28 protein-coding genes are annotated in these 26811 nt (G+C 70.9%); 8 read left to right on the top strand and 20 right to left on the bottom strand.

Annotation, left to right across the window (positions count from 1 at the left end):
- Positions 1-77: 77 nt before the first annotated feature.
- Positions 78-1202 carry an SMI1/KNR4 family protein gene (locus AB0P07_RS02985; protein ID WP_365544185.1) on the bottom strand — a complete coding sequence of 375 codons (1125 nt, stop codon included), beginning with the start codon at positions 1200-1202 and terminating at the stop codon, positions 78-80.
- A 133-nt stretch (positions 1203-1335) separates the two neighbouring features.
- Here AB0P07_RS02985 and AB0P07_RS02980 point away from each other — a divergent pair, with 133 nt between their 5' ends.
- Entirely contained in the window at positions 1336-1740 is a 405-nt protein-coding gene (locus AB0P07_RS02980) for a DUF192 domain-containing protein (RefSeq protein WP_365544182.1), read from the top strand.
- A 32-nt stretch (positions 1741-1772) separates the two neighbouring features.
- On the opposite strand, the gene AB0P07_RS02975 is transcribed toward AB0P07_RS02980, so the two are convergent.
- From AB0P07_RS02975 to AB0P07_RS02915, 13 genes are all read right to left on the bottom strand, one after another.
- Positions 1773-2300 (bottom strand): hypothetical protein, encoded by a 528-nt coding sequence (locus AB0P07_RS02975; protein ID WP_365544179.1) that lies wholly within the window; start codon positions 2298-2300, stop codon positions 1773-1775.
- Between the two features lie 6 nt (positions 2301-2306).
- Positions 2307-2927, bottom strand: coding sequence for an OmpA family protein (locus AB0P07_RS02970; protein ID WP_365544176.1), 621 nt, complete (start codon positions 2925-2927; stop codon positions 2307-2309).
- An 8-nt stretch (positions 2928-2935) separates the two neighbouring features.
- Positions 2936-3520, bottom strand: a complete 585-nt coding sequence (locus tag AB0P07_RS02965; protein ID WP_365544173.1) for a hypothetical protein — start codon at positions 3518-3520, stop codon at positions 2936-2938.
- A 33-nt stretch (positions 3521-3553) separates the two neighbouring features.
- A complete protein-coding gene (locus AB0P07_RS02960; RefSeq protein WP_365544537.1) occupies positions 3554-4153 on the bottom strand; it encodes a pilus assembly protein TadG-related protein in 600 nt (199 codons plus the stop codon).
- On the bottom strand, positions 4150-4350 hold the full coding sequence (locus AB0P07_RS02955; protein WP_365544171.1) for a hypothetical protein: 201 nt from the start codon (positions 4348-4350) through the stop codon (positions 4150-4152). The genes AB0P07_RS02960 and AB0P07_RS02955 overlap by 4 nt, the downstream gene beginning before the upstream one ends.
- A gap of 271 nt (positions 4351-4621) precedes the next feature.
- A complete protein-coding gene (locus tag AB0P07_RS02950; RefSeq protein ID WP_365544168.1) occupies positions 4622-5524 on the bottom strand; it encodes a DUF5936 domain-containing protein in 903 nt (300 codons plus the stop codon).
- A 19-nt stretch (positions 5525-5543) separates the two neighbouring features.
- A complete protein-coding gene (locus AB0P07_RS02945; protein WP_365544165.1) occupies positions 5544-6488 on the bottom strand; it encodes a type II secretion system F family protein in 945 nt (314 codons plus the stop codon).
- Between the two features lie 9 nt (positions 6489-6497).
- The gene (locus AB0P07_RS02940; protein WP_365544162.1) at positions 6498-7835 is read right to left on the bottom strand and encodes a CpaF family protein; all 1338 of its coding nucleotides are present in this window, start codon (positions 7833-7835) and stop codon (positions 6498-6500) included.
- An 18-nt stretch (positions 7836-7853) separates the two neighbouring features.
- Positions 7854-8216: a TadE/TadG family type IV pilus assembly protein gene (locus AB0P07_RS02935; RefSeq protein WP_365544159.1), complete on the bottom strand. Its 363-nt coding sequence runs from the start codon at positions 8214-8216 to the stop codon at positions 7854-7856.
- A 1-nt stretch (position 8217) separates the two neighbouring features.
- Positions 8218-8547 (bottom strand): pilus assembly protein, encoded by a 330-nt coding sequence (locus AB0P07_RS02930; protein ID WP_365544534.1) that lies wholly within the window; start codon positions 8545-8547, stop codon positions 8218-8220.
- 68 nt (positions 8548-8615) lie between these two features.
- On the bottom strand, positions 8616-9872 hold the full coding sequence (locus AB0P07_RS02925) for an AAA family ATPase (protein ID WP_365544156.1): 1257 nt from the start codon (positions 9870-9872) through the stop codon (positions 8616-8618).
- A gap of 7 nt (positions 9873-9879) precedes the next feature.
- Positions 9880-10587: a Flp pilus assembly protein CpaB gene (gene cpaB / locus AB0P07_RS02920; RefSeq protein WP_365544153.1), complete on the bottom strand. Its 708-nt coding sequence runs from the start codon at positions 10585-10587 to the stop codon at positions 9880-9882.
- A 136-nt stretch (positions 10588-10723) separates the two neighbouring features.
- Positions 10724-11671 carry a hypothetical protein gene (locus AB0P07_RS02915; protein ID WP_365544150.1) on the bottom strand — a complete coding sequence of 316 codons (948 nt, stop codon included), beginning with the start codon at positions 11669-11671 and terminating at the stop codon, positions 10724-10726.
- Between the two features lie 305 nt (positions 11672-11976).
- On the opposite strand from AB0P07_RS02915, the gene AB0P07_RS02910 reads away from it, so the two are divergent.
- The 3 genes from AB0P07_RS02910 (at position 11977) to AB0P07_RS02900 (ending at position 15756) form a co-directional block, all read left to right on the top strand.
- Positions 11977-13692 carry a glycoside hydrolase family 18 protein gene (locus tag AB0P07_RS02910; RefSeq protein ID WP_365544531.1) on the top strand — a complete coding sequence of 572 codons (1716 nt, stop codon included), beginning with the start codon at positions 11977-11979 and terminating at the stop codon, positions 13690-13692.
- A gap of 157 nt (positions 13693-13849) precedes the next feature.
- A complete protein-coding gene (locus tag AB0P07_RS02905) occupies positions 13850-14362 on the top strand; it encodes a SigE family RNA polymerase sigma factor (RefSeq protein ID WP_365544147.1) in 513 nt (170 codons plus the stop codon).
- Between the two features lie 119 nt (positions 14363-14481).
- Positions 14482-15756 (top strand): hypothetical protein, encoded by a 1275-nt coding sequence (locus AB0P07_RS02900; RefSeq protein ID WP_365544144.1) that lies wholly within the window; start codon positions 14482-14484, stop codon positions 15754-15756.
- 9 nt (positions 15757-15765) lie between these two features.
- On the opposite strand, the gene AB0P07_RS02895 is transcribed toward AB0P07_RS02900, so the two are convergent.
- From AB0P07_RS02895 to AB0P07_RS02870, 6 genes are all read right to left on the bottom strand, one after another.
- Complete coding sequence (locus AB0P07_RS02895; protein WP_365544141.1) at positions 15766-17088, bottom strand: Nramp family divalent metal transporter; 1323 nt, start codon at positions 17086-17088, stop codon at positions 15766-15768.
- A gap of 67 nt (positions 17089-17155) precedes the next feature.
- Complete coding sequence (locus tag AB0P07_RS02890) at positions 17156-17872, bottom strand: hypothetical protein (RefSeq protein ID WP_365544138.1); 717 nt, start codon at positions 17870-17872, stop codon at positions 17156-17158.
- A 110-nt stretch (positions 17873-17982) separates the two neighbouring features.
- On the bottom strand, positions 17983-19464 hold the full coding sequence (locus AB0P07_RS02885; protein ID WP_365544135.1) for a gluconate:H+ symporter: 1482 nt from the start codon (positions 19462-19464) through the stop codon (positions 17983-17985).
- Between the two features lie 123 nt (positions 19465-19587).
- Complete coding sequence (locus tag AB0P07_RS02880; RefSeq protein WP_365544132.1) at positions 19588-19998, bottom strand: RidA family protein; 411 nt, start codon at positions 19996-19998, stop codon at positions 19588-19590.
- The gene (locus tag AB0P07_RS02875) at positions 19995-20759 is read right to left on the bottom strand and encodes an IclR family transcriptional regulator (RefSeq protein ID WP_365544129.1); all 765 of its coding nucleotides are present in this window, start codon (positions 20757-20759) and stop codon (positions 19995-19997) included. Before AB0P07_RS02875 ends, AB0P07_RS02880 begins: the two co-directional genes overlap by 4 nt.
- Positions 20756-21835, bottom strand: a complete 1080-nt coding sequence (locus tag AB0P07_RS02870; RefSeq protein ID WP_365544126.1) for a sugar kinase — start codon at positions 21833-21835, stop codon at positions 20756-20758. The genes AB0P07_RS02875 and AB0P07_RS02870 overlap by 4 nt, the downstream gene beginning before the upstream one ends.
- 134 nt (positions 21836-21969) lie before the next feature.
- Here AB0P07_RS02870 and AB0P07_RS02865 point away from each other — a divergent pair, with 134 nt between their 5' ends.
- The 4 genes from AB0P07_RS02865 to AB0P07_RS02850 all read left to right on the top strand — a co-directional run bounded on the left by AB0P07_RS02865 (position 21970) and on the right by AB0P07_RS02850 (position 26750).
- Positions 21970-23271: an alanine racemase gene (locus tag AB0P07_RS02865; protein WP_365544123.1), complete on the top strand. Its 1302-nt coding sequence runs from the start codon at positions 21970-21972 to the stop codon at positions 23269-23271.
- A gap of 37 nt (positions 23272-23308) precedes the next feature.
- Complete coding sequence (locus AB0P07_RS02860; protein ID WP_365544120.1) at positions 23309-24919, top strand: D-aminoacylase; 1611 nt, start codon at positions 23309-23311, stop codon at positions 24917-24919.
- A 106-nt stretch (positions 24920-25025) separates the two neighbouring features.
- On the top strand, positions 25026-26237 hold the full coding sequence (locus AB0P07_RS02855) for a pyridoxal phosphate-dependent aminotransferase (RefSeq protein WP_102931996.1): 1212 nt from the start codon (positions 25026-25028) through the stop codon (positions 26235-26237).
- A 90-nt stretch (positions 26238-26327) separates the two neighbouring features.
- Positions 26328-26750 carry a hypothetical protein gene (locus tag AB0P07_RS02850; protein ID WP_365544116.1) on the top strand — a complete coding sequence of 141 codons (423 nt, stop codon included), beginning with the start codon at positions 26328-26330 and terminating at the stop codon, positions 26748-26750.
- Positions 26751-26811 lie beyond the last annotated feature (61 nt).

The following is a 26811-nucleotide window of genomic DNA, read 5'->3' as shown; positions in this document are numbered from 1 at the left end:
CGACACCAGAGTGAAACGTGCCTCCCCGCCGCCCTCAGCCCATACATCCACGTGTGTGCAGGGCCGTTGTTGACGGGTCATTCGTCGTCAGTGGCTGGTTCCGCGTCGTAGGGCTCGAAATCTATGTAGTCGAGGGGGTCCTCGTCGCGGCGTCCGAGCGGGGGCAGGCCCTCGGTCGCGAACCGGCCGCGCAGCCACTCCAGCAGGGACTTGGTGAGGTCGGTGTCGAGCGGTGGGCCCTGGTCGGCATGGCGCGGTACGACGATCAGCGGCCAGTCGTCCGGCGTGGCTCCCTCGGTCAGCCAGCACAGTTGGTCGCCGTCGATGGAGTCCGCGAAGGGCAGGAAGCCCCCGGGCTCCGGATAGACGGCCAGTGGATGGAACTCGGGGAACTCGGCTCGCTGCTCCTGGTAGGTGTCCGCGTACCACTCTGCCCACGGTGCGAGCGCGTACTGGTCGTCGTCCAAGGGTGTGTTGAAGCGCAGCCAGCCGCACCAGGAGCCTGCGCCGTACCGCTCCATCAGTCGTACGTACTCGCCGGGCAGACGTGTGCCCAGCCGTTCGTACAGCCAGTCCCAGTCGTGCTTACCGAGCGCGGGTGTCTCCGGCGGAGGGACGAGCGTGGTCAGAGTCTTCAGTCCGCTGCCTGCGGTGAGCGCCGCCCGCTGCTGTGCGGTTGGTTCCGGTCGGCGAGGTGGCGGTGTCCAGGGCACGCGCTCCAGGTCGGTATGCGTCCGGCTTCGGACGGCCACGGGGCGCATGCCGTCGGCCACGAGCCGGGCCAGCGTCGGCACGAGCGGGGTCGCGAAGCGCCGCCAGGGGTCGCGGCCCGCGTTTTCGTCGTCCTGACAGTGCATGATGACCGGCCACTGATCGGGGTCGTCGGATGCCGTGGTGTCCCAGTAGAGGGTGTCGGCGGTGCGGGTGGCGCCGAAGGGGAGGACACCGGGAGCGTCACGCCGCGTCTGCTGGATCCAGGTCCCGTAGTCGAACCAGCCGCGGTTCACGCAGGGCATGTGGAGCCAGAGCCAGGCACCGATGTCGAGTGGGCCGTACGCGGCGGCGATGGCCTTGTAGTCGGTGGGTAGGCTCGTCCCCAGCCAGGACTCGACTGCCGGCCAGTCGACGGGTACGGCGTAGTCGGCCGGCGGGTCGCCGAAGATCTCGGCGAAGGCGTTGACGTGGGAGTCGGAAGCAGTCACGAGCCGTAGACCTTACCGGTGCGGAGGAACGGCGCAGCGGTCGCGCCAACGCCAGGTTCCCCGGGTCCGTGTCGGATACCTTCGGCGGGAAGGCAGCAAGGCGGGGGCCGACGGGCTGAGGTGGGGGGATCGTGTGAGGCGGCGGCGTTGGCGGGACGGGGCGGGGGTTTTGACCGTGGTGGGGCAGGAGGGTGGCCGGGTCCGCGTTCCGCTGGAGATCGCCGGCTCCTACCGCGCCCGTACCCGAGGGCTGTTGGGGCGCAGTTCGGTCGAGGGGGCGATGCTGCTGAGCCCCGCCAACAGCGTGCACACCTTCCGGATGCGGATGGCCATCGACGTGGCCTACCTCGACCGGCGGCTCACCGTCGTCGCCGTGCGCACCATGCGCCCGGGGAGGCTGGGACTGCCCAGACTGCGGGCGCGGCACGTACTGGAGGCGGAGGCCGGGGCGATGGGTGAGTGGAAGGTGCGGGTGGGGACGCGGGTGGAGATCGTGGAGGGCCCGGCAGAGGCGACCGGCGGTGTCATCGGCCCGTGACGTCCACGGCGTCGTCGCCAGTGGTTCGTCCCTCAGGGCGAGACGATGTGCAGGAGCGTCGTGCCGTCCGTGCTCGTCGTCGCCTGGATCACCACGGTGTGGGGCCGCGGGCTCGGGCGGATGTTGTCCAGGGTGCCGCAGGAGTTGCCGCTGCCGTGTTCGCGGAGGTACGTCAGACAGCCCTGGCCCCGGCCGGTCGCGGCGCCCCGGGAGCGGTTGTCGCCCGACCTCACCTCGTACTCGATCTTGTTCGGGCCGATCTCGGTCATCGACAACGTTGCCCGGCCGCTGCCGCCCGGTCCCGGGAAGTGGAGGGTCACGGGCTTGGTCACCGTGATCTCGCAGTCGCCGTCGGTGCAGGCGTTGGCGTCGGTGCCGTCGGCTGCGGGCGGTTGGGCCGGCTCGGGTGTGGGGTGGTGGGAGGTCGTGGGCCTGGTCCGGGGTGCGGGAGGCGCCTCGTCGGTTTCGTGTGTGTTGTTGCTGCTGCAGGCGGCCGTGGTGAGCGTCGTCAGTGCCGTGAGGGTCGTCAGTACGGCGCGGGCTCGCGTGCGCTTGCTCATGGGCGGTCAGGGCCCCGTGCGGGGGAAGGAGACCTCGACCCTGCGGTTCTTCTTGCGGCCGGCTTCCGTCGCGTTGTCCGCGATGGGGTACTGCTCGCCGTAGCCGCGGACCTCGTAGGTGATGTTGGCGTCGTTGAGGGACTGGGACAGGACGTCGTGCACGGCGTTGGCGCGGCGCTTGGAGAGGACGTCGCCGTGGGCGGAGGAGCCGAGGTTGTCGGTGAAGCCGAAGACGCGGACTCTCGTGGCGTTCTGGGTCCTGATCTCGTCGGCGATGCCCCTGATGCGGGCCTTCGCCTCGGCGCCGAGTTTCGAGCTGTCCTTGCCGAACAGCACCTCGGCCTGGAGCGCGAGAGTCACGCTCGTGTTGGTGTCCTCCCGGCGCTCGTCGCCGCTCTGTTCCTCGACCACCGACTTGATGTCCAGCACCTTCGCCTGCGCGAGCGTGGCGCCGTCCGGGAGTTTCAGGTCGGGGTCGTTGGGGTCGACCTCTACGGGGGCGGAGGCGGAGGGTTCCGTTCCAGGAGGGTCGTTGGGGTCGTCGTCGGCGTGGGCCGTGGGGATGCCGTAGAGGGTGGTGGCGAGCAGGAGGGTGGCTGCGGCCAGCAGGCGGGGGGGTGAGGTCATGGCCGGCCTCATCCGGAGATTGAGATGGTCGCGCTGGCGAAGGTCGGTAGTTGGAAAGTGACTTCGGTTGTGGCCACTGGGGGAGCTGGGAACTGCATGAAGACTGCTAGTTGGTCACCAGGCTTGATCGTCGACAAGCCCGTGGTCGTCAACGGACGGCCATCTGTGTCACGTAGAACGTAATACCGCTTCTTGCTCTTGGAATCGACCAACGTGGCTCCGCCGAGCGACCTGCCGTTTCTGATGATCTCTGTTTCGTTCCCACTCAGCCCCGACGGGATCGCCACGTTCTTGTCACCGTCGTTTTTCAGCTCACCATTCACAGTCACGAAACCGCCGGTATCACGCTCTGCGGAAGTGATTCGCAGAAGCAGGCCATTAGGTCCTTTCAGCTCGGCCAGCGTCTCCGCCGAGTCACCCTCCTGGGCGTCCGGCCTGGACTCGCTGCTCTTAGAAGCAGCCGTCGACGCCTCCGGCTTGTCGTCATCGTTTCCGCCGCCACCGCTGCAAGCCACCAGGCCGAAGGCCAGCACGATCGCAACTGGCCATGCGGACAGTCTCCCGCGGGCCCTCGTTGTGAACCGAATGCTCATGACTCCGCTTCCTTCGTCCTCATCGTTCGCTTGTCAGCTGTCGGCCAGATGGACGTCGAACAAGTCCTCGGGCTTGGGCAGGTTCGCGAGGTCGTCCGGCTTCAGGGCCCAGTCCTCGCCGCCTTGGCAGGTGAGGCTCGGCAGTGCGTCGTCTTCCGCGCCCTCGGCCGGCGGCTGCGGCGAGCAGCGGGCTTCGATGACTGCGGTCGCGCTCTCCGTGGCCTTCTGTTCCTCCGTGCCCGGCACGATTGTGTCCCCGACGGTGTCGTTGGTTTCGGCGGAGACTCTGTAGCCCAAACGCCCGTCCGGTGCGCATTCCACGCTCGCGTCGTTTTTCGCCGCCAACTCGGTGGCGCGCCAACACGCGTCGGGGACGAACACCTTCCCCTCGAAGATGTCCTGCCACGTTTCCGGTTCCAGAATCTTGTCGACCCACTGGTCCGCGAGACGGTCCCGGGTCTCCAGAGCCGCCGCGAGCGCCGCGGCGTCCGCTGCCGTCTGCGCCTCGCTGCGAGTCGCTGCGGCCTGACCTACCGCGAAGTACGCGAGTGCCAGGAGCAGCAGGCCCCCTACCACCGTGATGTAGATAGGGAAGGCCTGCCCCGCGTCTCCGCACAGACCGGATCGACTCAGCCGCCGGTGACTTCGGCGATCTTCGAAGTGATCGCATCGAAGATCGTCTGCCCGATATCCGTCCCCGTGATGGCCAGCACGATCGCCACCACCACCGCGATGATTCCCAGGTACTCCACCGCCGTCTGGCCCTTGTCCTTGCGGGCGGCGGTGTGGGTGTGCAGGTATGCGGCGACGGTGTGGAGCCAGTTGGTCATGGTGTTCCCCTCCAGGGTGGGCGAAGTCGCGTTCCTCGTGCGGAACGTGTGGGTGGGCGGCGGTGATCGGCTGGCCGGTCGTGCCGGACGTCATGGCGTCCACGATCTCCACCTCCCTTGCGCTCGGTTGGGACCTCGACCTGTCGGGAGTACCAGGCAACGACTGTCCCACAGCTGATTGCAAGTGCGAAAGGTGTTGTGGCGAAATGGGGTGACTGAGTCTCTGGGACTCAGTAGTTGATGTTTTCCGGTCACGTGCAATCGCACTCCCCTACTCGCCCGTGATCGTGCCGAAGTCCGTCCCCGAGCCCAGGATCAGGCCCGCGCCGAGGAGGATCATCGTGGCCGGGACCATGAACGTCGTGATCATCAGCGTGGCCTTGGGGACCGCGCGGGCGGCCTTGCGGCGGGCGTTCTGGGCGTCGGTGCGGCGCATGTCCTTGGCCAGGGAGACCAGGGTCTCGACGATGGGGGCGCCCAGTTCCTCGCCCTGCTGGAGTGCCGTCACGAACATCGCCACCTGTTCCGAGTCGTTGCGCCGGCGCAGCTCCGTGAAGGCCTCCCGGCGGCTCATGCCCAGGTCCATCTGGCGCAGTGTGATGCGCAGTTCGTCGGCCCAGGGGCCCTCGTACCGCGTCGACACCCGGTCCAGGGCCTGGCGGAAACCGAGGCCCGCGCTGACCACCACCGCCAGGACGTCCAGGAAGTCGGGGAGCGTGCGTTCGATGACGTCCCTGCGGATGCGGATCGCCGACCAGATGCCCACCTCCGTCCAGAACGCGCCGAAGGCCAGGAGGAGGAGGGCCACCAGGTACTGGCCGCGGAGGAGGAAGACCAGGCAGCCCAGGGCGCCCAGGAAGCCGTAGACCGCGCGGCGGGCGGCGTAGCGGTCGATGGTGAGGCCGCCGGGGTTGCCCGCCAGGTCGATCCTGCGGCGGTACCGGGCGACCAGGGCGGGGCCCATCAGCCGCAGTACGGCGGGGGTGTACCGCATGCCCATGCGGTCGATGAGGGAGTGCGCCGCGCCGGTGCGGGTGGCGCCGACCTCCAGGGCGAGGGCGAGGTCGTCGGGGAGCTTGGCCTCCGCCCGGTACATGCGGAGGCCGGCGAAGACGCCCCAGACGCCCAGGGCCATGAGGAGGGCGAGGAGTATTCCGGGGAGTGCGAGGCCCATGTCCTTGTCTTCCCTCCTCTCAGACGTCGATGCGGGACAGGCGGCGGATGAGGACGAAGCCGACGGCGTACAGCGCGAAGGCGGTGATCACCGCGACCTGGCCGGCCGGGGAGCCCGTCATGCGCTCCAGGGCGCCGTCCTTCACCCCGTTCATGAGGAGCAACGAGCCGATGCCCAGGACGGGGACGGCGTACGACGTCATCGTGACCTGGGAGAGCTGGGTGCGGACCTCGCGCCGGGTCTCCTTGCGTTCCTCCAGGGTCTCCGTCAGGTTGCGCAGTGCGCTGACGACCTGGCCGCCCGCGCGGTTGGACAGGACGAGGGTGGTGACCAGGACGACCAGTTCGCGGGAGGGCAGGCGGCCGGCGAGTTCGCCGAGGGCGTCGTCCATGGAGGCGCCGATGGCGAGTTGGTCGGCGACCTTGCCGAGTTCCTCGCCGGCCGGTGCCTCCAGTTCCTCCGCCGCCATGCCGATGGCGGTGCGCAGGGCGAGGCCGGCCTGGGTGGCGTTGGCGAGGATGCGGGCGAGTTCGGGGAGTTGGTTGATGAACTTCTCGATGCGTTTCTGGCGTTGCCAGGTGAGGAACTGGGCGGCCACGCCGATGCCCAGCAGGCCCGCCAGGGGGCCGAAGAACGGGGCCAGGGCCGCCTGGCCGATCAGCCACAGGCCCGCGACGGTCGCCAGCATGTAGGCGAAGAACTCGCCGGGGGTCACGTCCAGGCCGGTCGCCGACAGGCGGCGTTCCAGGTTGTGGCCGAGCCTGGTGCGGCGCAGGCGGCGGTCCAGGCCCGGAAAGCGGCGCCGGCGTCCCGTCACCGGTGTCCGGCCGGCCGCGGTGAGGCGGTCCACCAGGGCCGCGCGCTGGGCCTTTCCGGTGGCGTAGGAGTGCAGGCCCGTGACCGCCAGGACGCAGGTCAGCAGCGTGATGCCGGTGGTGAGCGTGACGAGCGTGTCGAGTTCCATCGGGCGGTCCTACCTGGCTTCTCGGGTGGTGAGCTGGTCCGGTGTGTGGGCCACGCCGAAGGCCTGCGGGATGGGCTGGCCCGCCATGTAGAGGCGCTCGGCGGTGCGGTGCGGGAGCGGGTGGTACTCGTAGGCGCCGACGACGCGGCCGTCGGCGGTCATCGGGCGGGCGTTGAAGCGGGCGACCGTGGCCAAGCGGTACGGCTCCCCGCCGTGGCTGGCCAGCAGGGCGATCTCGGTGATGCGGCGGGCGCCGTCGGCGAAGCGGGTGAGCTGGATGATGACGTCGACGGAGCTGTTGATCTGGTCGTGCAGGGCCACGAAGGGGATCTCCACGTCCGACATCGAGGCCAGGGTCTGCAGGCGCATCAGGGCGTCCTCGGCGCTGTTGGCGTGGACGGTGGCCAGCGAGCCGTCGTGGCCGGTGGACATGGCCTGGAGCATGTCCAGGGACTCGCCGCCGCGCACCTCGCCGACGACGATGCGGTCGGGGCGCATGCGCAGCGAGTTGCGGACCAGGTCGCGGATGGTCACCCGGCCCTGGCCCTCGACGTTGGGCGGGCGGGACTCCAGGCGGATGACGTGCGCCTGCTGGAGCTGGAGTTCGGCCGAGTCCTCGATGGTGATGATGCGGTCGGACTCGGGGATCAGGCCGGAGAGGGCGTTGAGGAGGGTGGTCTTCCCGGTGCCCGTCGCGCCCGAGACGATGATGTTGAAGCGGGCCTGCACCAGGCCCGCCAGCAGGTAGAGCATGTTCTCGTCGAGCGAGCCGAGGCCGATCAGCTCCCGGAGGGTGAAGGAGCGCGGGAAGCGGCGGATGGTGAGGGTCGCGCCGGTGAGGGCGAGCGGGGGGATGATGACGTTCACGCGCTCGCCGGAGGGCAGGCGGGCGTCGACCATCGGGTTGGACTCGTCCACGCGGCGGTTGACCGTCGAGACGATGCGCTCGATGGTCTGCATCAGCTGGTCGTGGGAGGCGAAGCGGAGCGGCAGTTGCTCGACCCGGCCGGCGCGTTCGACGAAGATCGCGTCGGGGCCGTTGACCATGATCTCCGTGATCGACGCGTCTTCGAGGAGCGGTTCCAGGATGCCGAGGCCCAGGGCCTCGTCGACGACCCGGCGGATCAGCTGGGAGCGCTCGACCGTCGACAGGACCGGGCCCTCGCGGCTGATGATGTGCCCGAGGACCCGCTCCAGGCGGGCCCGGCGCTCGGCCGTCGCGAGCGCGCCCATCTCGGCGAGGTCGATCTCCTCCAGGAGTTTGGCCCGGTAGGAGGCGACCAGGTGTCCGTCCTCGCCCCGGCTGCCGTGCTCCTCGGGGGAGTGGATGCGTGCGCGCAGGCTCATGCGTCCTCGGCTCCTCGGTCAGTGGTCCAGCGGCATGGTGGCGGTCCGGGTGGCGTCCCCGAAGTCCCAACCGGGGACGATCGAGGGAATGTGGACGGTGGCGGTGACCGTCACCGCGTCCCCGCCCCCCGCCGAAGGGCAGTCGGTACGGTCAGCCAGCCAACTGCTCACGGCCGCCGCACACGCCGCGCCCGCGCTCTCCCCCAGCGAGGCGCTGCGCGCCCCCGCCCGGGCCGCCGTACCGGCCTGCTGGGCGGTGTACGCGATCAGGCCGAGCTGTACGACGGCCATCCCGACGAGGACCAGGATCGGCAGGAAGCCGAGGTACTCGATGGCCACCTGGCCCCGGTCCCTCGCCCGTCCCCTGCGGGAGTACGGCATCTCAGTCGTCCTCCTCTTCCACGGCCCCCGCGTGTCCGTGCACGGTGAACGGGACGCTGAGGGTGCCCGGGAAGAGGAGGGGGACCTCGATGCGCACGTCGGCGGTGACGTAACCGCCCGCCGTGCCGCAGCTCACCTCGGCGCCTCCCTCCCAGGAGCCCGGCAGCTTGTCCAGGCCCGCCTCCCGGCACGCGCCGTCCCGTGCCCCGCGCTCGGCCGCCGTCGCCGCCCGTACCGCCTCGTCCGCAGCATTCCCCGCGAGCGTGTACGTGTATCCCACGAGCACGAGCTGCCAGAGCACCACCAGCGTCGCGACGATCACCGGGGTCATGCCGAGGAACTCGATGGTGACCTGGCCGCTGTCCCCGTCCGGGATCGGTCTCCGGGCGCGTAACGCGTTCACCCCGCGCCCTCCTTCCGGCGCCGGAAGCCGGTCGCGCCCCGGTCGCCGCGCAGGCGCCCGTGGCCCTTGCGGCCGCTCTCGGGCACGCCGGCCAGTCCGAGTTCGCCCGCGAGCGCCCACAGAGCCTGCTTCACGGTGCTCTTGGCGTCCAACTCGTGGACGCGGCCCGCGTCCACGGCGCCCTGGAGTTCCTTGAAGTTGGCCGGGACGGTGGTGGCGGCGATGGCCGTGCCGGTGATCCGCCGGATCAGCGGGGGCTGGATCTCCGTGCCCCGCGTGTGCCGGTTGACGACCACGGTCGTCTCCTCCGCCTTGCGGATCTGCAGCCGGTCCCACATCCGCACCGCCCGCTTGGCGCCCCGTACGGCGACCACGTCCGGGGTGGTGACCAGCAGCGCGGTGTCGGCCGACTCCACGGCGGCCGCGCCGGCGCCGCCGAGCTGGGCGCCGCAGTCGATGACGACGACCTCGTAGCGGGAGCGCAGGGCGCCGACGATCTGGCGGGCGGCGCGGTCGGTGACCTCCTCCCCGCGTTCGCCGTCGCCGGGGGCGAGCAGCAGGGCGAGCCCGCTGTCGTGGCGGAAGACGGCGTCGGCCAGGACGCGTGGCGAGAGGTCGGTGATGGCGGCCAGGTCGGCCACGGAGCGGCGGAACTGCACGTCCAGGTAGGAGGCGACGTCGCCGGTCTGGAGATCCATGTCGAGCAGGGCGGTGGAGCGGCCCGACGCCTGGGCGGCCAGGGCCAGCTGGATGGCGGTGAGCGTGGTGCCCACCCCGCCCTTGGCGCCGCTGACGGTGACGACGGTGCCGCCGGTTCCGGTGAACACGTCGACGGCGCCGCCGAGGTGCCGGCGTACGCCCACCGACCACTGGGCCACCGCCTGGACGCGGCTGGCGAGTTCCTCGTAGCCGAGCGGGAGGGCGACCAGGCCGCGGGCGCCGTAGTCCATGGCGGCCTGGAAGAGGCCGGGGCCGGGGTCGGAGGTGACGAGGATGACGCCGACGGCCGGGAAGCGGAGGGCGACCTCGCGGATCAGCTCCAGGGCCGGGACCGGGCCGATGCGCTCGTGGACGATCACGACCTCGGGCAGGTCGTCCACCGACTCGGCGGCGAGCCGGGCGAGGGTGTCGACGAGCTGGGTGGAGTCGGCGACCGGGGCGACCGGTTCGGCGTCCGGGAGCTGGCTGAGCAGCGACGTGAGGGACCGTACGGCGTCCGGGTCGCCGACTGCCGGGAGGATCCTCGTGGCCATACGGCTCTCACTTGTCCTTCGCGAGTTCGTACGTCCGGTCCTTGTCGGGGACCGTGGTGTCGCCGCCGGGGGCCACCAGCGCGAGCCGGACGCGCCGCGCGAACGACTCGGCGTAGGTGATGCGCTGGGCGTCGATGGTGGACAGGGCGAAGGTGATGGGGACGGCGTCGGTGGGTTCGCGGTCGTGGCTGTCCTCGTCGGGCTCCAGCGAGGTGAGTTCGCCGACGTCGATGACCTCGGCGTCGGTCACGATGATCTTGGACTGGTCGGGGTCGCCCTCGCGCTGTCCCTCGAAGGTGGCGTAGACGTTGACCGTGGCACCCGGGGTGATCTTGCCGGCGACGCCGGTCGCCGCGTCGATCATGATGGCGACCTCCTGCTGCCCCGGCCGCAGGGCTGGCGTGTCGACGATCATGTCGGTCTGGAGCAGCGAGCCCGCCTTCAGCTTGGTCACGGCTATCTTTCCGCGGACCTGGGACAGGTCGGTCACGGCGTTCTCCGACAGCCAGCGCTCGGGCATCTCGATCTTCTCGAACTGCGCCGCGCCGAGCTCGGTGTAGGGCTCGATGTCGGACTTCAGCCGGTACGCGGCCACCTCGGGGCCGACCTTCGACTTCACGTCGTTGATGACGGACAGCACGCCGGCGAAGGCGCCGAGGGCGCACAGGACCGACAGGATCAGCAGGATGATGCCGCGGCGCTGACGGGAGTTCATGGGCCGGTGCAACCTCATTGGGGGGGTGGTCGGATGGTCGGGGCGGACGGACGGCGGGACGGCGGCTGTCGGGGGCTGACGGAGATCGACGGGAGCTTTCCGGAGTCGTCGGGACTGACGGGTGGGCGGTACCGACCTACCCAGTCAGGGCACGTCTCTCACGACGGCGGCTGAGGGCGGGATCGCGGCGGTGGCCCAGCGCACGCTCGGGTGCGCCGCCGGTGGCGCCGCCGCCCCCCTCGTCGTAGAGCGGTGGTGTCGCGGAGCAGAACACGCAACGGTCGCCGATGACGTCGATGCCGCACCAGTGGCAGGCGCTCTGCCGTACGGACGTGACCAGTTGGTAGAGGACCGAGAGGTCGGGGAGGTAGGCGCAGAACTCGGTCAGCCGCCCCGTACCCCACCAGTCGGCGGACTCCACGGGCAGCGCCGTCTCGCGCAGTCCCTGTACGCGCCAGGAGGGGGCGAGGGTGCCCGTGACCCAGTCGGACGGTAGCTGTCCCTCGGCGACCAGTAGCGAGGTGCCGAACTCGGGTCCGGACAGGACGGCTTCCGGGCCGATCCGCACCAGCTGCGGCTCGGGGTGGGCCACGACGCCGAACCGGCTGCCGGGCACCCAGGACCTGGCGTGCGCCTTGAGGTCCACCGGGACGCGGTCGAGTCGGGCGACGGAGCCGAGCAGGGCGCCGGCGTGGATGTAGTGGGTGAGCAGGCGGCCGGCGGAGGCGAGGACGCCGGCACCGAGGTCGCAGGAGGCCAGCTGACGCAACTGGCGGGCCAGTACGGCGATGCCGAGCGGTGGGAGGGACGGCCGGAACAGGGCGATGCGGTCGGTCTCCAGGAGGCCCCGGACCGTGTGGAGCCGTCGTTCCACGCCTGCCGGGGCGGCCTGGGAGCACACCACGATCACGTGCCCGCACTGGTCGACCAGCGTCTGCAGCTCGGCCAGCACCTGCTCCAGGGGACGCCGGTCGACGTCCTGGAGCACGGCCGCGGGCAGCGTCCGTTCGTCCTGCGGCGGCAGCGCCAGGTCGGCACTGGTCACGGCAATGGCAGTTGGCACGCGCGGCTCCCCGTCTCCCATGCCCGTCGGTCCGCCGGTGTTACTCCGGCACACCCGGATGACTTCACTGCGTGACTACCTGAGCACTGTATCCACGCGCCTGTGACCGGAGAACAGCGTTTCTGCAGCTGTGGAACAACTTGTGCGGCACAAGGTGCGCCAAAACGGGACAGGTTGAGCATGTGCGCGACCGGGCCGACCACCCCCGGCGCGGCCGCGAACTTGGTCCGTACCTACCTCTTGACACCCTCAATTGGTCTGGACCACCTTGTACTTCAGCGGTGGCCACCGTCCCCATCCCGCCCCACCCCACACCGGAGGCAGCAGTGGACCCCGTACGCAGACGGCGCGGAAGACGTCTCGGCTCCTTGACGGGCGCCGTCACCGCCGCGCTGGCCCTCGCGTTCACGGCCGTCGGCCCGGCGTCGGCCGCCGACGTCAACAACGCCAAGAACGCCGGTTTCGAGTCCGGTCTGAGCAACTGGACGTGCTCGGCGGGGAGCGGCGCCACCGTCTCGTCCCCCGCGCACTCGGGCTCCGCCGCGCTGAAGGCCACCCCGGCCGGGCAGGACAACGCGCGCTGCTCGCAGAGCGTCGCGGTGCGGCCCAACTCGACGTACACGCTGAGCGCGTGGGTGCAGGGCGGCTACACCTACCTGGGCGTGACGGGCACCGGCACCACGGACGTGTCGACCTGGACGCCGGACTCGGCCTCCTGGAAGCAGCTGAAGACCACCTTCAGCACCGGCTCCTCGACGACCTCCGTGACGGTCTACACGCACGGCTGGTACGGGCAGTCGGCGTACTACGCCGACGACCTGTCCGTCTTCGGCCCGGACGGAGGCGGCGGAGACGACGGGAACCCCGACCCCACGGTCCCGTCGGCCCCGGCGGGCCTGAGCGTCTCCGGTACGACCCCGAACTCGGCCTCCCTCACCTGGAACACGGTCTCGGGCGCCACCGGCTACAACATCTACCGCGACGGCACGAAGGTCACCGCGGTGACCGGCACGTCGGCGACGGTGACCGGTCTCGCGGCCTCCACCTCGTACTCCTTCCAGGTCACGGCGACGAACGCGGCCGGTGAGTCGGCGAAGTCGGCGGCGGTCACGGCCCGCACCACGGCGCCGGACGACGGCGGCGGCAACGGCGGCGACCTGCCCAAGCACGCGGTGACCGGCTACTGGCAGAACTTCAACAACGGGGCGACGGTCCAGAAGATCTCCGACGTGCCGTCGGCGTACGACATCATCGCGGTGGCCTTCGCGGACGCGACCACGACGCCGGGCGCCGTCGACTTCCACCTCGACTCGGCCGGGCTCGGCGGCTATTCGGTCGACCAGTTCAAGGCGGACGTACGGGCCAAGCAGGCCGCGGGCAAGAAGGTCATCATCTCGGTGGGCGGCGAGAAGGGCACCGTCTCGGTGAACAGCGCCGCCTCCGCGACGAACTTCGCGAACTCCGTGTACTCGGTGATGCAGGAGTACGGCTTCGACGGCGTCGACATCGACCTGGAGAACGGTCTCAACCCGACCTACATGACCCAGGCCCTGCGCGCCCTGTCGGCGAAGGCCGGCCCGGACATGATCCTGACGATGGCCCCGCAGACGATCGACATGCAGTCGACGCGGGGCGGCTACTTCCAGACCGCGCTGAACGTGAAGGACATTCTCACGGTCGTCAACATGCAGTACTACAACAGCGGCACGATGCTGGGCTGCGACGGCAAGGTGTACGCCCAGGGCACGGTCGACTTCCTCACCGCCCTGGCCTGCATCCAGCTGGAGGGCGGCCTCGCCCCGTCCCAGGTGGGCCTGGGCCTGCCGGCCTCCACCCGTGCGGCGGGCGGCGGCTACGTCTCCCCGTCGGTGGTCAACGCCGCCCTGGACTGCCTCACCAAGGCGACCGACTGCGGCTCCTTCAAGCCGTCGAAGACCTACCCCGACCTGCGGGGCGCGATGACCTGGTCCACCAACTGGGACGCGGCTGCGGGCAACGCGTGGTCGAGCTCGGTGGGGGCGCACGTGGACGCCATGCCGTAGCTCCGACCGACCCGGCACCCCGGCCCCTGCCCGCTGAGACGCGGGCAGGGGCCTTTCGCTGGATGGCCGCCCCCCCTCCTCCGAAGTTCGTATGAAACATTTCCCGGGGTCCACCGCATTGGTGAGGTGAAGGCAGCAGACATCGGGGGCGCTGGGTATGGCACGGCAGAGACGGTCGGACGAGTACGCCGAGTTCGCGGCGGCGCGGGCCGGGCATCTGTACCGGTCCGCCTGTCTGCTCACCGCCGGGGACACGCATCTGGCCGAGGATCTCGTGCAGGAGACCTTCGGACGGCTGTACGTGCGGTGGGGACGCGTGTCGCGGGTGGAGAACCCGGCCGCCTACGCGCAGACCGTGCTCACCCGCGTCTTCCTCGCCCATCAGCGGCGGCGCAGCAGCGGGGAGCGGGCCACCGACGTGTTCCCCGAGCTGCCGGGCGCCGGTGACGGGGACGCCTCGCTGCGGCTGACGCTGCTGGACGCGCTCGCGCGGCTGCCCGCCAAGGACCGGGCCGTCGTCGTCCTGCGGTACTGGGACGACCGCTCGGTCGAGCAGACCGCCGACGTGCTCGGCGTCAGTTCGGCGGCGGTGCGGACGCGGTGCTCGCGGGCGCTCGGCCGGCTGCGGACGCTGCTGGGCGAGGATCTCGCGGAGTACGCCAGACCCTGACGTCCGTTCTCCTTCCGTCTCAGCCTTCCGTCCTGTCCTTCCTCCAGTCCTTCCGTCCCGTCGTTTCCCTCTCGTCGCTTTCTCTCATCTCTTCACCCACGCGGAAAGGGTGGCTCGTCATGCCCGAAGAGCAGCACCAGGATCCCTTCGAGGAGCAGCTCGCCGCCGCGCTGCGCGACACCGGCGATGCGTTCCGGGCCGCCGACCGTACGGCCCTGGTCGACTCGGGGCGCAACCGCGGGCGCCGTGCGCTGACGCGGCGCCGTACCGGCGTGCTCGGCGGGGTGGCCGGGGTCGCCCTGATCGGGGTGGGCGGGGCGATGCTGCTGCCGTCGGGAGGCTCAGACGACGGTGAGCAGTCCTCCGTGGCGTCCCGGGCCACCGCCAGTGCGTCCGCCTCGGCCACCGCGGAGCCCGTGTCCGGCGACGCGATCCTCAAGTCGTTGAAGGAGCTGCTTCCGGCAGGGGAGTTCAGCGGGGAGGACGCGCGGGGGTCCGGTGAGAAGCCCGGGCCGTACGCGCAGGTCGTGTTCGACGACGGCGAGGGCGCGGCCGCGATCAGTCTGGGCTTCGGACGGGTCGAGCCCAAGGGTTCGGAGGTGGGGCAGCTCACCCAGTGCCCGGACCGGACCTTCGTCCCGTACGACTCCTGCGACTCCAGCCGGCTGGACGACGGCTCGACGCTCAGGCTGCTGCAGGGCTACGAGTATCCCGACCGGAGGGTCGACACCAAGCTCTGGTCCGCGGACCTCGTCACGGCCGAGGGGCAGCACGTCAGCGTGAGCGAGTGGAACTCCTCCGCCCAGAAGGGTGCGCCCGTCACGCGGGAGGACCCGCCGTTGTCGACCGAGGCGTTGAAGAAGCTGGTCACCGCCGACGTGTGGCGCGACGTGGTGGCGGCCACGCCGCTCCGGCCGACGCCGTCCGCTTCCGCCGGTGCCGCCGAGGAGGAGCGGCCGCCCGCCGTGTCGGGCGAGGACATCACCGAAACCCTTGCCGGGCTGCTTCCCGCCGGGCTGGACGTGGTCAAGAAGGGTGGTCAGGACACCGAGTACTCCTACGTCGTCGTCGACGACGGGCGTGGCGCGAGTCTCGTCCAGGTCAATGTGCAGCACGGCATGAACGATGTCGCCGGCCAGCTCTACGCCTCGGGCGAGACCCTTTCCGACGGCACGCGTCTCGCCACGCACCAAGGGGTCGGCGACGACCGGGTTCCGGGCGTTGTGATGTGGACGGTCGACACCATGCGGCCCGGTGACGACGGCTTCCGTGTGGTGATCAGCGAGTTCAACAACGGCTCCGCCCACGGCCGGCCCACCCGCGAGGCTCCCGCGCTGACCATGGACCAGCTGCGGAAGGTCGCGCTCAGTGAGGAGTGGGACAAGCTGCGGTAGCCGGTGCCGCTAGAGGAACTCCGACCACGGCTGGTCCCAGATCTGCTTCACGCACAGCACCAGGAACAGCAGCCCGGCGACGGCCAGCATGCCGTTGCTGAGGCTGCCGTTGCGCCACTCGCGCGGGGTGCGGGAGGAGTTGAGGAGCCACATCAGGGTGAGGGCCAGGAAGGGCATGAAGGCGGCGCCCAGGACGCCGTAGACGATGATCAGGCGGAAGGGCTCGTCCTGGAAGAGCAGGACGATGGGCGGGAAGGTGAGCCAGAGCAGGTAGGCACGGAAGGCCCAGGAGCGTTCGCGGCGGCCCGAGGCCAACTCGTCGCCCCGTGACTCCCGTTCGCCGCGCCGGCGGGCCAGGAAGTCGGCGAACATCAGGCTCACCCCGTGCCAGACACCGATCAGCGAGGTGAAGGAGGTGGCGAAGAAGCCGATGAGGAAGAGCTTGCCGGTCGCCGTGCCGTACTGCGCCTCCAGGATGTCGCCGAGCTGGATCAGGCCCTTGTCGCCGCTCGCGATCGCGATGCCTGCCGAGTGGAGCAGTTCGGCGCCGACGAAGAGCATCGCGACGACGAAGACGCCGGTCGTGGCGTAGGCGACCCGGTTGTCCAGGCGCATGACCTTCATCCAGCCGGTGTTGGTCCAGCCCTTGGCGTTGACCCAGTAGCCGTACGCGGCCAGCGTGATGGTGCCGCCCACGCCGCCGATCAGGCCCAGCGTGTTGAGGACCGAGTCCTTCTCGTCCGGGAGGACCGGGAGGAGCCCGGCGAAGGCGTCGCCCAGGTTGGGCGTGACCCGGATCGCCAGGTACACCGTGACGACGAACATGACGCCCACCAGGACGGTCATGACCTTCTCGAAGACGTTGTACTTGTTGAACCAGACGAAGACCAGGCCCACCAGGCCGCAGGCGATGCCCCACCATTCCAGGCCCATCACGTCCGGGAAGAGGGCTTGGAGGGGCAGGGCGCTGGACGACATCGCCGCAGCGCCGTAGACGAAGCCCCAGATCACGGCGTAGATCGCGAAGAACCACGTGGTCCAGGGGCCGATGCTGGCCCAGCCGTCGAAGAGGGTGCGGCCGGTGGCCAGGTGCCAGCGGCCGCACGCCTCGGCGAGGGAGATCTTCACGAGGCAGCCGATGACCGCCGCCCACAGCAGGGTGTAGCCGAAGTTGCTGCCCGCGATGAGGGTGGCCACGAGGTCGCCGGCGCCGACGCCGGTGGCGGCGACGACGATGCCGGGGCCGATGTAGCGCCAACTGGACTTACGGGGAGCCGAGTCGGCACCGCCCGTCACGCCTGCCTCTGAGGTGTTGCCCGTGGTGTCCGCCATGGGGGCCAAGAAAGCCCATGGTCGCCGGCGCGACAAGGGGGCGTGCACGGATCTTCACCTGATGCGCCTACTCGGCGCGGGCGGTGGCCTCCTTCGCGTCCTCCGCTTCCTTCGCGTCCTTCGCGTCCTTCGCGTCCTCCGCGTCCTTCGCGTCCTCCGCGTCCTCCGCGTCCTTCGCTTCCTTCGCGTCCTTCGTGCCCTGGGAAACGGCTTCGGTTTCGGCTTCGGCGTCTCCGTCCGCTTCGGCGTCCCCGCCCGCCCCGGGCTCGGTCTCCGCCTCGCCGTCCTCGAAGTACGCGTCGAGGACCTCGTCCAGGGCCGATTCCCACTCCGGGAAGCGGCTTCGGGACGCCGCCTCGATCTCGATCGGGTACCAGCGGCGGTCCGGCGTGTGCACCGTCACCGTGAACCGTTTGCCGAAGCGTCCCGTCTCCGTCTCGACGGCCCCGACCTCGTCCCAGCGGAACTCACAGCTCTGGTCGTCGAGGGAGAGCCGTACGCCCTTGTGGTCGGCGACGATCCTGGCGCGGCGGTCGGAGGCCTCGAAGACCGGACCGTCCACGGGGGCCTCGTCCTCCGGTTCCGCGGCGTCCTCGGCGAGCGGTTCGCCGACGGGCGAGGGCTCCGAGGGCCGCTCGGCCTCCGCGCCGGCGTCCTTCTCCGCCTCGTCGCGTCTCGCGTCCTCCGGCTCACCGGACACGGGTGCGGTGAGCCCGGGGATGAATGCCGGGTCGAATCCGGCGCCTTCCAGGGGCTGGCTCGTCGATCCTCTGCGCTGCTCCACGCGGGCAGTATGGTCGACGATCCTGTGCCGGGCACAGCCAGCCCCAACTTCGTTATCAGACGCCTACACGAGCCGCCCGTACGAGTCGTTCGAGTCGTACGGGCGGGCCCCTACACAAACAGGCTTACCACCGCCGCCACCACGAACCCGGCGACCGACAGCACGCTCTCCAGCACGGTCCACGTCTTGAGCGTGTCCCGCTCGCTGATGCCGAAGTACTTGGCGACCATCCAGAAGCCGCCGTCGTTGACGTGCGAGGCGAAGATGGAGCCCGCGGAGATGGCCATGATGACCAGGGCGACGAACGCCTGCGAGTGGTCGCCCTCGGCGAGCAGCGGCGCCACGATGCCCGCCGTCGTCACGATGGCCACCGTCGCCGAGCCCTGCGCGACCCGCAGCACCACGGAGATCAGGTAGGCGAGGACGATCACCGGCAGGCCGACGTCGTTGAAGGTGTCGGAGAGGGCCTGGGCGACGCCGCTGGCCTTGAGGACGGCGCCGAAGACCCCGCCGGCGCCGACCACCAGCAGGATGTTGCCGACCGGCTTCAGCGAGGCCGTGGAGACGGTCTCCAGGGACTTGCGGGACCAGCCGCGCCGGATGCCGAGCAGGTAGTAGGCGAGGAGCAGGGCGATGGTCAGGGCGACGAACGGGTTGCCGAAGAACTCGATCACCGAGCGGAGGGTGGACGGGTCCAGGGCGATGGAGGAGAAGGTCGCGGCGAGGATCAGGACCAGCGGGGTGCCGATGATGCCGAGGACGGTGCCGAGCGCGACCGGGGTCTCGTGCGGCGCGACGCCGGCCTTGCGCTGCTCCTCGATGACGGCCTGCTTGGCCTCCTCGGACGCCTCGACCATGTCCTGCGGCACGGGCACGAAGATGCGGCGGCCGATCCACGCGGAGAACACCCAGGCGGCGAGGACGGCGGGGATGCCGCAGACGATGCCCATGAGGATGATCCAGCCGAGCTTGACGTTCAGCAGCCCGGCGGCGGCCACCGGACCGGGGTGCGGCGGCAGGAAGGCGTGGGTCATGGACAGGCCGGCCAGCAGCGGCAGGCAGTAGAGCAGGATCGACTTGCCGGAGCGCTTGGCGGCGGCGTAGACGATGGGCGCGAGGACGAAGATGCCCACGTCGAAGAAGACCGGGATGCCGAAGATCAGACCGGTGAGGCCCATGGCGAGCGGGGCCCGCTTCTCCCCGAAGAGGCCGAGCAGGCGGGAGGCCAGCACCTGGGCGCCGCCGCTGACTTCGAGGATCGCGCCGAGCATGGTGCCCAGGCCGATGATGATGGCGACGTGGCCGAGGATGCCGCCCATGCCGGACTCGATGGTCGAGACGACGTCGGACTTCTGGACGGTGCCGAAGAGTTCGGTGACCGACAGGCCGGCGAGCAGGCCGACGGCTATGGAGACGGCGAGCAGCGCGACGAAGGGCTGCAACCGCACCTTGATGATGAGGAAGAGCAGGAGCGCGATGCCGATGGCGGCGACGGTCAGCAGTCCGGCCGTGCCGTCGATCAGGGTGAGCAGACCGCCGGTGTGGGGTGGGGCCTCGGATGCGGCGGCGAGAGGGAGGGACGAGTAGGACATACGGGGGTCCTCTGGATAAGTACATGAAGCTTTCGGGCAGGGACGAGCGCGGCACGGCGCCCCGAGGGGTGGGGGACGCCGTGCCGTTCACAGACAGTCAGACAGGCGGAGCGGGAGGGGCGGTCAGCCCAGGACGGCCAGCGCGTCGATCTCGATGAGGAGCCCGGCGGGCAGACCGACGTAGACGGTGGTGCGCGCGGCGGGCGGCTGGGTAAGGCCCTGCTCCTCGAAGTAGGCGTTGTAGATCTCGTTCATCTCGGCGAAGTGCTCGACGTCCGTGAGGTAGACGCGGAGCATCATCACGTCGTCCCAGGAGGCGCCGCCCTCCTCCAGGATCGCCTTGACGTTGGCGAGGGTCTGGAGGGTCTGCTCGCGCAGGGTCGGGCCGGCCGGGGTGGGGGCCTTGCCCTCCTCGTGGGGGAGGAAGCCGACCTGGCCGGCGACCTGGAGGATGTTGCCCTTCTTCACGCCGTGGCTGAACTTCGCCGGGGGGACGGTGTGGGTCGCGGGGACGAGAGCGATCTTGTCGGTCATGCGGTGACTTCCTTGGCTGGGGTCCTGCCGGAGTACTCGCTGCTGATGGCGTCCGCCGTACGGCGCACCAGCGGGAGCAGGGTGAGGAGTTCGTCGGCGGTGACGACGACGTTCGGCGCGGAGACCGACATGGCGGCGACCACCCGGCCGTCGGCGCCCCGGATGGGCGCGGCGACGCAGTTGATGGACTCCTCGTGGCCACCGAGGTCGGTGGCCCAGCCCTGTTCGCGCACCTTGGCCAGTTCCTTGAGGAACCCTTCGGCGTTCGGTGTCGAACGGGACGTGTACATGGGGTAGTCGAGCTTCTCGACCACGGCGCGGCGTTCGTTCTCGGGGAGGTCGGCGAGCAGGAGTTTGGCCACGGCCGCCACCGTGATGGCGACGGGCTTGCCGATCCGGGAGTACATGCGGACCGGGTAGCGGCTGTCGACCTTGTCGATGTAGAGCACCTCGTCCTCCTCGTGGACGGCGAGGTGGACGGTGTGCCCGACCTGCTCGTTGAGGCGTACGAGGTGGGGGTGGGCGATCTCGCGGACGTCGAGGTTCTCCATCGCCTCCTGGGCGAGGGAGATGAGCCGGGCGCCGAGGCGGTAGCGCTGGTCGGCCTGGCGGTAGACGAAGCCGTGGTCGTGGAGGGTGCGCAGCAGGCGCAGCGCCGTGGACTTGTGCACGCCGAGGCGGTCGGCGACCCGGCCCAGGTCGGCGGGGCCCTCGGCGAGCAGCGGCAGGATGCTGAGCGCGCGGTCGACGGTCTGACTCATGGTGTGCGTCCCTCCTCGTCGGCCCCTTCGCCCGTCCTGTCGCCGGGCCTTTCGCCGTCCTGTGTCCAGCCGGGGCCGAGTCGCAGTCTCCCCCACTCGGTGTCGTCCAGGGCGGCCAGGCGGTCGGCGTGGTCGCGGGCGGGGGGCGCGGCGAGGTCGCCGGGGACGGTGAGGGCGGCGGCGGCCCAGAGGTGGCCGTGGCGCAGGCGCTCGCGTACGGGCTGCTCGCGCAGGGTGGCGGAGAGGAACCCGGCGGCGAAGGCGTCGCCCGCGCCGACGGCGGCGACGACGTCGACGTGCAGGGCGGGCACGGAGGTGACGTGGTCCCCGTGGAACGCGGTGGCGCCGGTCGCGCCCTGTTTGACGACGACCACCTCCGGCTCGGGCAGCGCCGCGCGTAGGGCCTCGGGGCCGTCGAGGCCCCAGGCGTCGCGTGCCTCGTCGTCGCCGACGAAGACCAGGTCGGCGCCGCGGGCCAGCTCCAGGAGCACTTCGGGGCCGTGGCCGTCACCGGCGTCGCGCCACAGGCCGGGGCGGTGGTTGACGTCGAAGGAGACGAAGGGGCGGCCGGGGCGGCGGGCGGTCAGCTCGCGCGTCAGGCCGAGGCAGCCGGCGGAGAGCGCGGGCGTGATGCCGGACAGGTGCAGGACGCGGCCGGAGCGGACGGCGTCGAGGTCCATGGTGCCGACGGACATGGCGGAGGCGGCCGAGCCCGCCCGGTAGTAGGCGACCTCGTGGGCGTCGGTGGCCCGGTCGCCCGCGGTGCGGAAGTAGACGCCGGTCGGGCGGGCCGGGTCGCGGCGGACGGTGCTGACGTCGACGCCGTAGGCGCCGATCGCCTCGACGAGGTGGTCGCCGAAGCCGTCGGCGCCGACCCGGCCGGCCCAGCGTACGGAGTGTCCGGCGGCGGCGAGCACGCAGGCCACGTTGGACTCGGCGCCGCCGATGGCCCTCTCGAAGGAGGGGACGTCGGCGAGGCGGCCGGGTACGGAGGGGAGGAAGGTGACCATGGACTCGCCGAGCGCGACGACGTCCACGACGCCGGGGGCGGTGCTGCGGGGTCCGTCGACGGTCACGATGGTCCTGGCTCCTCTGCGTCCGGCGGGCGGCGGCTCCGTTGACCCCGCGTTCGCCGAGATGTTAGACAGCAGTAAGCGATATACGCAACGACTGTTGCAAGCTTTGCAACAGATCAGACCAGGGAGGCTCCATGGCCCTCGACAACGGCCCCGTCCATGGCCGCGAAGCCCTCGCCGAGCTGGCCGGGGAGCGCGTCGACCACCGTTTCAAGGGCCTCCCGCCGGACGCGTACGGCCTGACCCTGGCCGAACTGGCCGGACAGCGCCGCAACCTCTTCACCGACGGCTTCGCCACCCCCGTGCTCGCGCTGTCCGCCGAGCGCCTGGAGCACAACCTGAAGCTCATGGAGACGTACGCCGCCCGGCACGGCCTCGCGTTCGCGCCGCACGGCAAGACCTCCATGGCCCCGCAGCTCTTCCACCGCCAGATCGAGCACGGCGCCTGGGGCATCACCCTCGCGGTGCCGCACCAGGTGTGGGTGGCGCGGGCCTTCGGCATCGAGCGGATCTTCCTGGCCAACGAACTGGTCGACGCCGCCGCGCTGCGCCGTCTCGCGGCCGAACTGGACGCCGACCCGGAGTTCCGCTTCGTCTGCTACGTCGACTCCGTGCGCGGCGTCGAGCTGATGGACGCGGCCCTGACCGCGGCGGGGGCAGCCCGCCCGGTGGACGTCGTGGTCGAGCTGGGCGCCGGGGCGGGCGCGCGGACCGGGGCGCGCACGGAGGCGGACTGCGCGGCGGTCGCCGACGCGGTGGCCGGGACGCGGACGCTGCGGCTGGCGGGCGTCGCCGGGTACGAGGGCGAGGTGCCGGACGCCGACCCGGAGCGCGTGCACGCGTGGCTGCGGCGGCTGGTCGCGCTGGCGGCCGACTTCGACGAGGCCGGGCGGTTCGAGGGCCTGGAGGAGATCGTGCTGAGCGCGGGCGGCAGCGCCTGGTTCGACGCGGTGGCCGACGTGTTCGCCGAGGTGCCCGCCCTCTCCCGGCCCGTGCTCAAGCTGCTGCGCTCCGGCGCGTACGTCTCCCACGACGACGGGCACTACCGGGAGGTGACCCCCTTCAACCGCGTCCCCGCCGAGGGCGCCCTGGAGCCCGCGTTCCGGCTGTGGACGCAGGTGGTCTCCCGCCCCTCCGCCGAGCAGGCCTTCGCCAACGCGGGCAAGCGGGACGCGGCGTACGACCTCGACCTGCCCTTCGCCCAGGTGGTCCGCCCGGCCGACGGCGGCCCCGAGCGCCCGGCGGCCGGCATCGCCGTGAGCGGCCTGTCCGACCAGCACGCCTGGCTGCGCACCGGCCCCGAGGCGGAGCTGGCGGTGGGCGACTGGGTGGGCCTGGGTCTGTCCCACCCCTGCACGTCCTTCGACAAGTGGCAGCTCATCCCGGTCGCCGAGGCGGACGGGACGGTCGTCGACTACATCCGCACGTTCTTCTGAGCCGTCCGAGGTCTGCGGGAGAAGAGGGAGAAGAAGCATGGAAGAGCTGGTCATCCGGGACGCCGACGTCGTGGACGGCTCCGGCGCAGACTCCTACCGGGCCGACGTGGTGGTCGACCGCGGCCGGATCGTCTCGATCGTCAGGGAGGCGGCGGCGGCCGGGTGCCAGCGCCCCGAGGCACGCCGCGAGCTGGACGCCGAGGGCCTGGTCCTCTCCCCCGGCTTCGTCGACATGCACGCCCACAGCGACCTGGCGCTGCTGCGGGACCCCGACCACAGCGCCAAGGCCGCGCAGGGCGTCACCCTGGAGGTCATCGGCCAGGACGGGCTGTCGTACGCGCCGGTCGACGACCGCACCCTCGGCGAGGTGCGCCGGGCCATCGCCGGGTGGAACGGCCACGGGGACGACGTCGACTTCGACTGGCGGTCGGTCGGCGAGTACCTGGACCGGCTCGACGGCGGCATCGCCGTGAACGCCGCGTACCTGATCCCGCAGGGCACGGTGCGCGCCCTCGCCGTCGGCTGGGACGACCGGGAGGCGACGCCCGCCGAGCTGGACCGGATGCGGCGCCTGGTCGCCGAGGGCCTGGAGCAGGGCGCGGTCGGCATGTCGTCCGGGCTGACGTACACACCCGGCATGTACGCCAAGGACGCCGAGCTGACCGAGCTGTGCCGGGTGGTCGCCCAGTACGGCGGCTACTACTGCCCGCACCACCGCTCGTACGGCGCCGGGGCCCTCGAGGCGTACGAGGAGATGGTGGAGCTGACCCGGGAGGCGGACTGCCCCCTTCACCTCGCCCACGCGACCATGAACTTCGGCGTGAACAGGGGCAGGGCGCCCGAACTGCTGACCCTGCTCGACGAGGCGCTGGCCGGCGGCGCCGACATCACGCTCGACACCTACCCGTACACCCCCGGCTGCACCACCCTCGCGGCGCTGCTGCCGAGCTGGGCGGGCGAGGGCGGCCCGGAGCGGATCCTGGAGCGGCTGGCGGACGACGACACCGCCGAGCGGATCCGGCACCACATGGAGGAGATCGGCTCCGACGGCTCCCACGGCGTGCCGATGGAGTGGGAGACGATCGAGATCTCCGGCACGGGCGACCCGGCGCTCGCCGAGTACGTCGGCCGTACGGTCCTGGAGTCGGCGCGGCTGCGGGGCGAGAGCCCGTGGCAGGTCGCCCGGCACCTGCTGCTGGCCGACCGGCTGGCGCCGACCATCCTCCAGCACGTCGGTCACGAGGAGAACGTGCGCGCGATCATGCGGCACCGGGTCCACACCGGCGGCTCGGACGGCATCCTCCAGGGCGCCAAGCCGCATCCGCGCGCCTACGGCACCTTCCCGCACTACCTGGGCCACTACGTCCGCGAGCTGGGCGTGCTCTCGCTGGAGGAGTGCGTCGCCCACCTCACCTCGCGCCCGGCGGCCCGGCTGCGGCTGCCGGACCGGGGTCTGGTGCGCGAGGGGTACCGGGCCGACCTGGTGCTCTTCGACCCGGCGACGGTCGCGGCGGGCAGCACCTTCGAGGACCCGCGGGTGCTGCCGACGGGCATCCCGTACGTGCTGGTCGACGGGCGGTTCGTGATGGAGGACGGGCGGCGCACGGACGTACTGGCGGGCCGCTCGGTGCGGCGGAGCCCCCGGTGAGCCGGGGACGAGTGACGGAGTGAGTGGCGAAATCAGCCCATACCGCACGTCTCAAGTGGCGGATAACACGACCCATGGACCGTAACCGGGTCGTAAGCTCGCGGACATGCAGGTGATCCAGTCGACGAAGCTCGCCAACGTCTGTTACGAGATCCGGGGCCCGGTGCTCGAGGAGGCGATGCGGCTGGAAGCAGCCGGGCACCGCATCCTGAAACTGAACACCGGCAACCCGGCCGCCTTCGGCTTCGAGTGCCCTCCGGAGATCCTGGAGGACATCCTCCGCAACGTCTCCACGGCACACGGCTACGGCGACGCGAAGGGCCTGCTGGCGGCGCGCCGGGCGGTCGTCATGCACAACCAGACCCTCGGCATCGAGACGGACGTCGAGCACGTCTTCATCGGCAACGGCGTCTCCGAGCTGATCGTGATGGCGATGCAGGGCCTGCTCGACGACGGCGACGAGGTGCTCGTCCCGGCACCGGACTACCCGCTGTGGACGGCCGCGGTCTCGCTCTCCGGCGGCACGGCGGTGCACTACCGCTGCGACGAGCAGTCCGACTGGATGCCCGACCTCGCGGACGTCGAACGGAAGATCACCGACCGCACCAAGGCGCTGGTGATCATCAACCCGAACAACCCGACGGGCGCGGTCTACGACGACGCGATGCTGCGCGGACTGACGGACATCGCCCGCCGCCACAACCTGCTGGTCTGCTCCGACGAGATCTACGACAAGATCCTCTACGACGACGCCACGCACACCCCGACCGCCGCGATCGCCCCCGACCTGCTGACCCTCACCTTCAACGGCATGTCGAAGGCGTACCGGGTGGCCGGCTACCGGGTCGGCTGGATGTCGATCTCGGGGCCGCGCGCGCACGCCGAGTCCTACATCGAGGGCCTGACGATCCTGGCGAACATGCGCCTGTGCGCCAACATGCCGGGCCAGCACGGCGTGGTCGCGGCGCTCAGCGGACGGCAGACCATCAACGAGCTGGTGCTGCCCGGCGGACGGCTGCGCGAGCAGCGGGACGCCGCGCACGAGGCGCTGACCAGCATCCCGGGCGTGACCTGTGTGAAGCCGAAGGGCGCGCTGTATCTCTTCCCGCGGCTCGATCCCAAGGTCTTCAAGATCAAGGACGACCGGCGGATGGTCCTGGACCTGCTGCGCCAGGAGAAGATCATGGTCGTACAGGGCACCGGCTTCAACTGGCCCGAGCCCGACCACTTCCGGGTGGTGACCCTGCCGACGGCCGCGGACCTGCGCGAGGCGGTGGGCCGGATCGGGAACTTCCTGGACGGGTACGGCCAGCACTGAACCCCGGATCGGAGCGACGTCCCGAACGGCATCAACTTTAGATTGAATCTAATGTAGGATGGTTTCCCGAAGCACTCAGGAGGCCATCCCATGTACGAGCCGATCCGCAGCAAGTCGGTCCACAGCACGATGGCCGACGGCACCCCGGACTTTCCGCACCGGTCCCGGGGCGAGGAGCTGGACATCCAGCTCGCGGGCCATCTCGCGGCGCTGCTCGCCGTCACGGACGAGCTGCGCTCGCTTGAGCCCGAGCCCGGCCTGGACACCGCCGCCGACCGGCTCGCCGAGCAGGTGGCCCGGCTGCGGGGCGGACGGCCGCCGGTCCGGCTGCAGGTGGCCGCCGCCGATCCGGCGCCGTGTCCGGCGACCCTGCACCGGCGGGCGCACACGCTGGCGGCCCGCGCCCTGGTGGTCGCGGCATCCCGCGCGGACACGGCGGTCGCGATCCTGACCGCCGAGCGCATGGACGCGCACGCCGCCGCCCTGGAGCCGCGCGAACTCGCCTCCCGCTGACCCCCCTGACGGGCCCCCGTACGGACCGGTCCGCGCACCCGCAGCGACGCGCGGGCCGGAT

Origin of the sequence: Streptomyces sp. NPDC085944, from assembly GCF_040686295.1 — a bacterium.
In the GTDB taxonomy this organism is placed as follows: domain Bacteria; phylum Actinomycetota; class Actinomycetes; order Streptomycetales; family Streptomycetaceae; genus Streptomyces; species Streptomyces salinarius.
The sequence above is the reverse complement of the archived record's forward strand: the minus strand, read 5'-3'. Positions and strand labels throughout refer to the sequence as shown.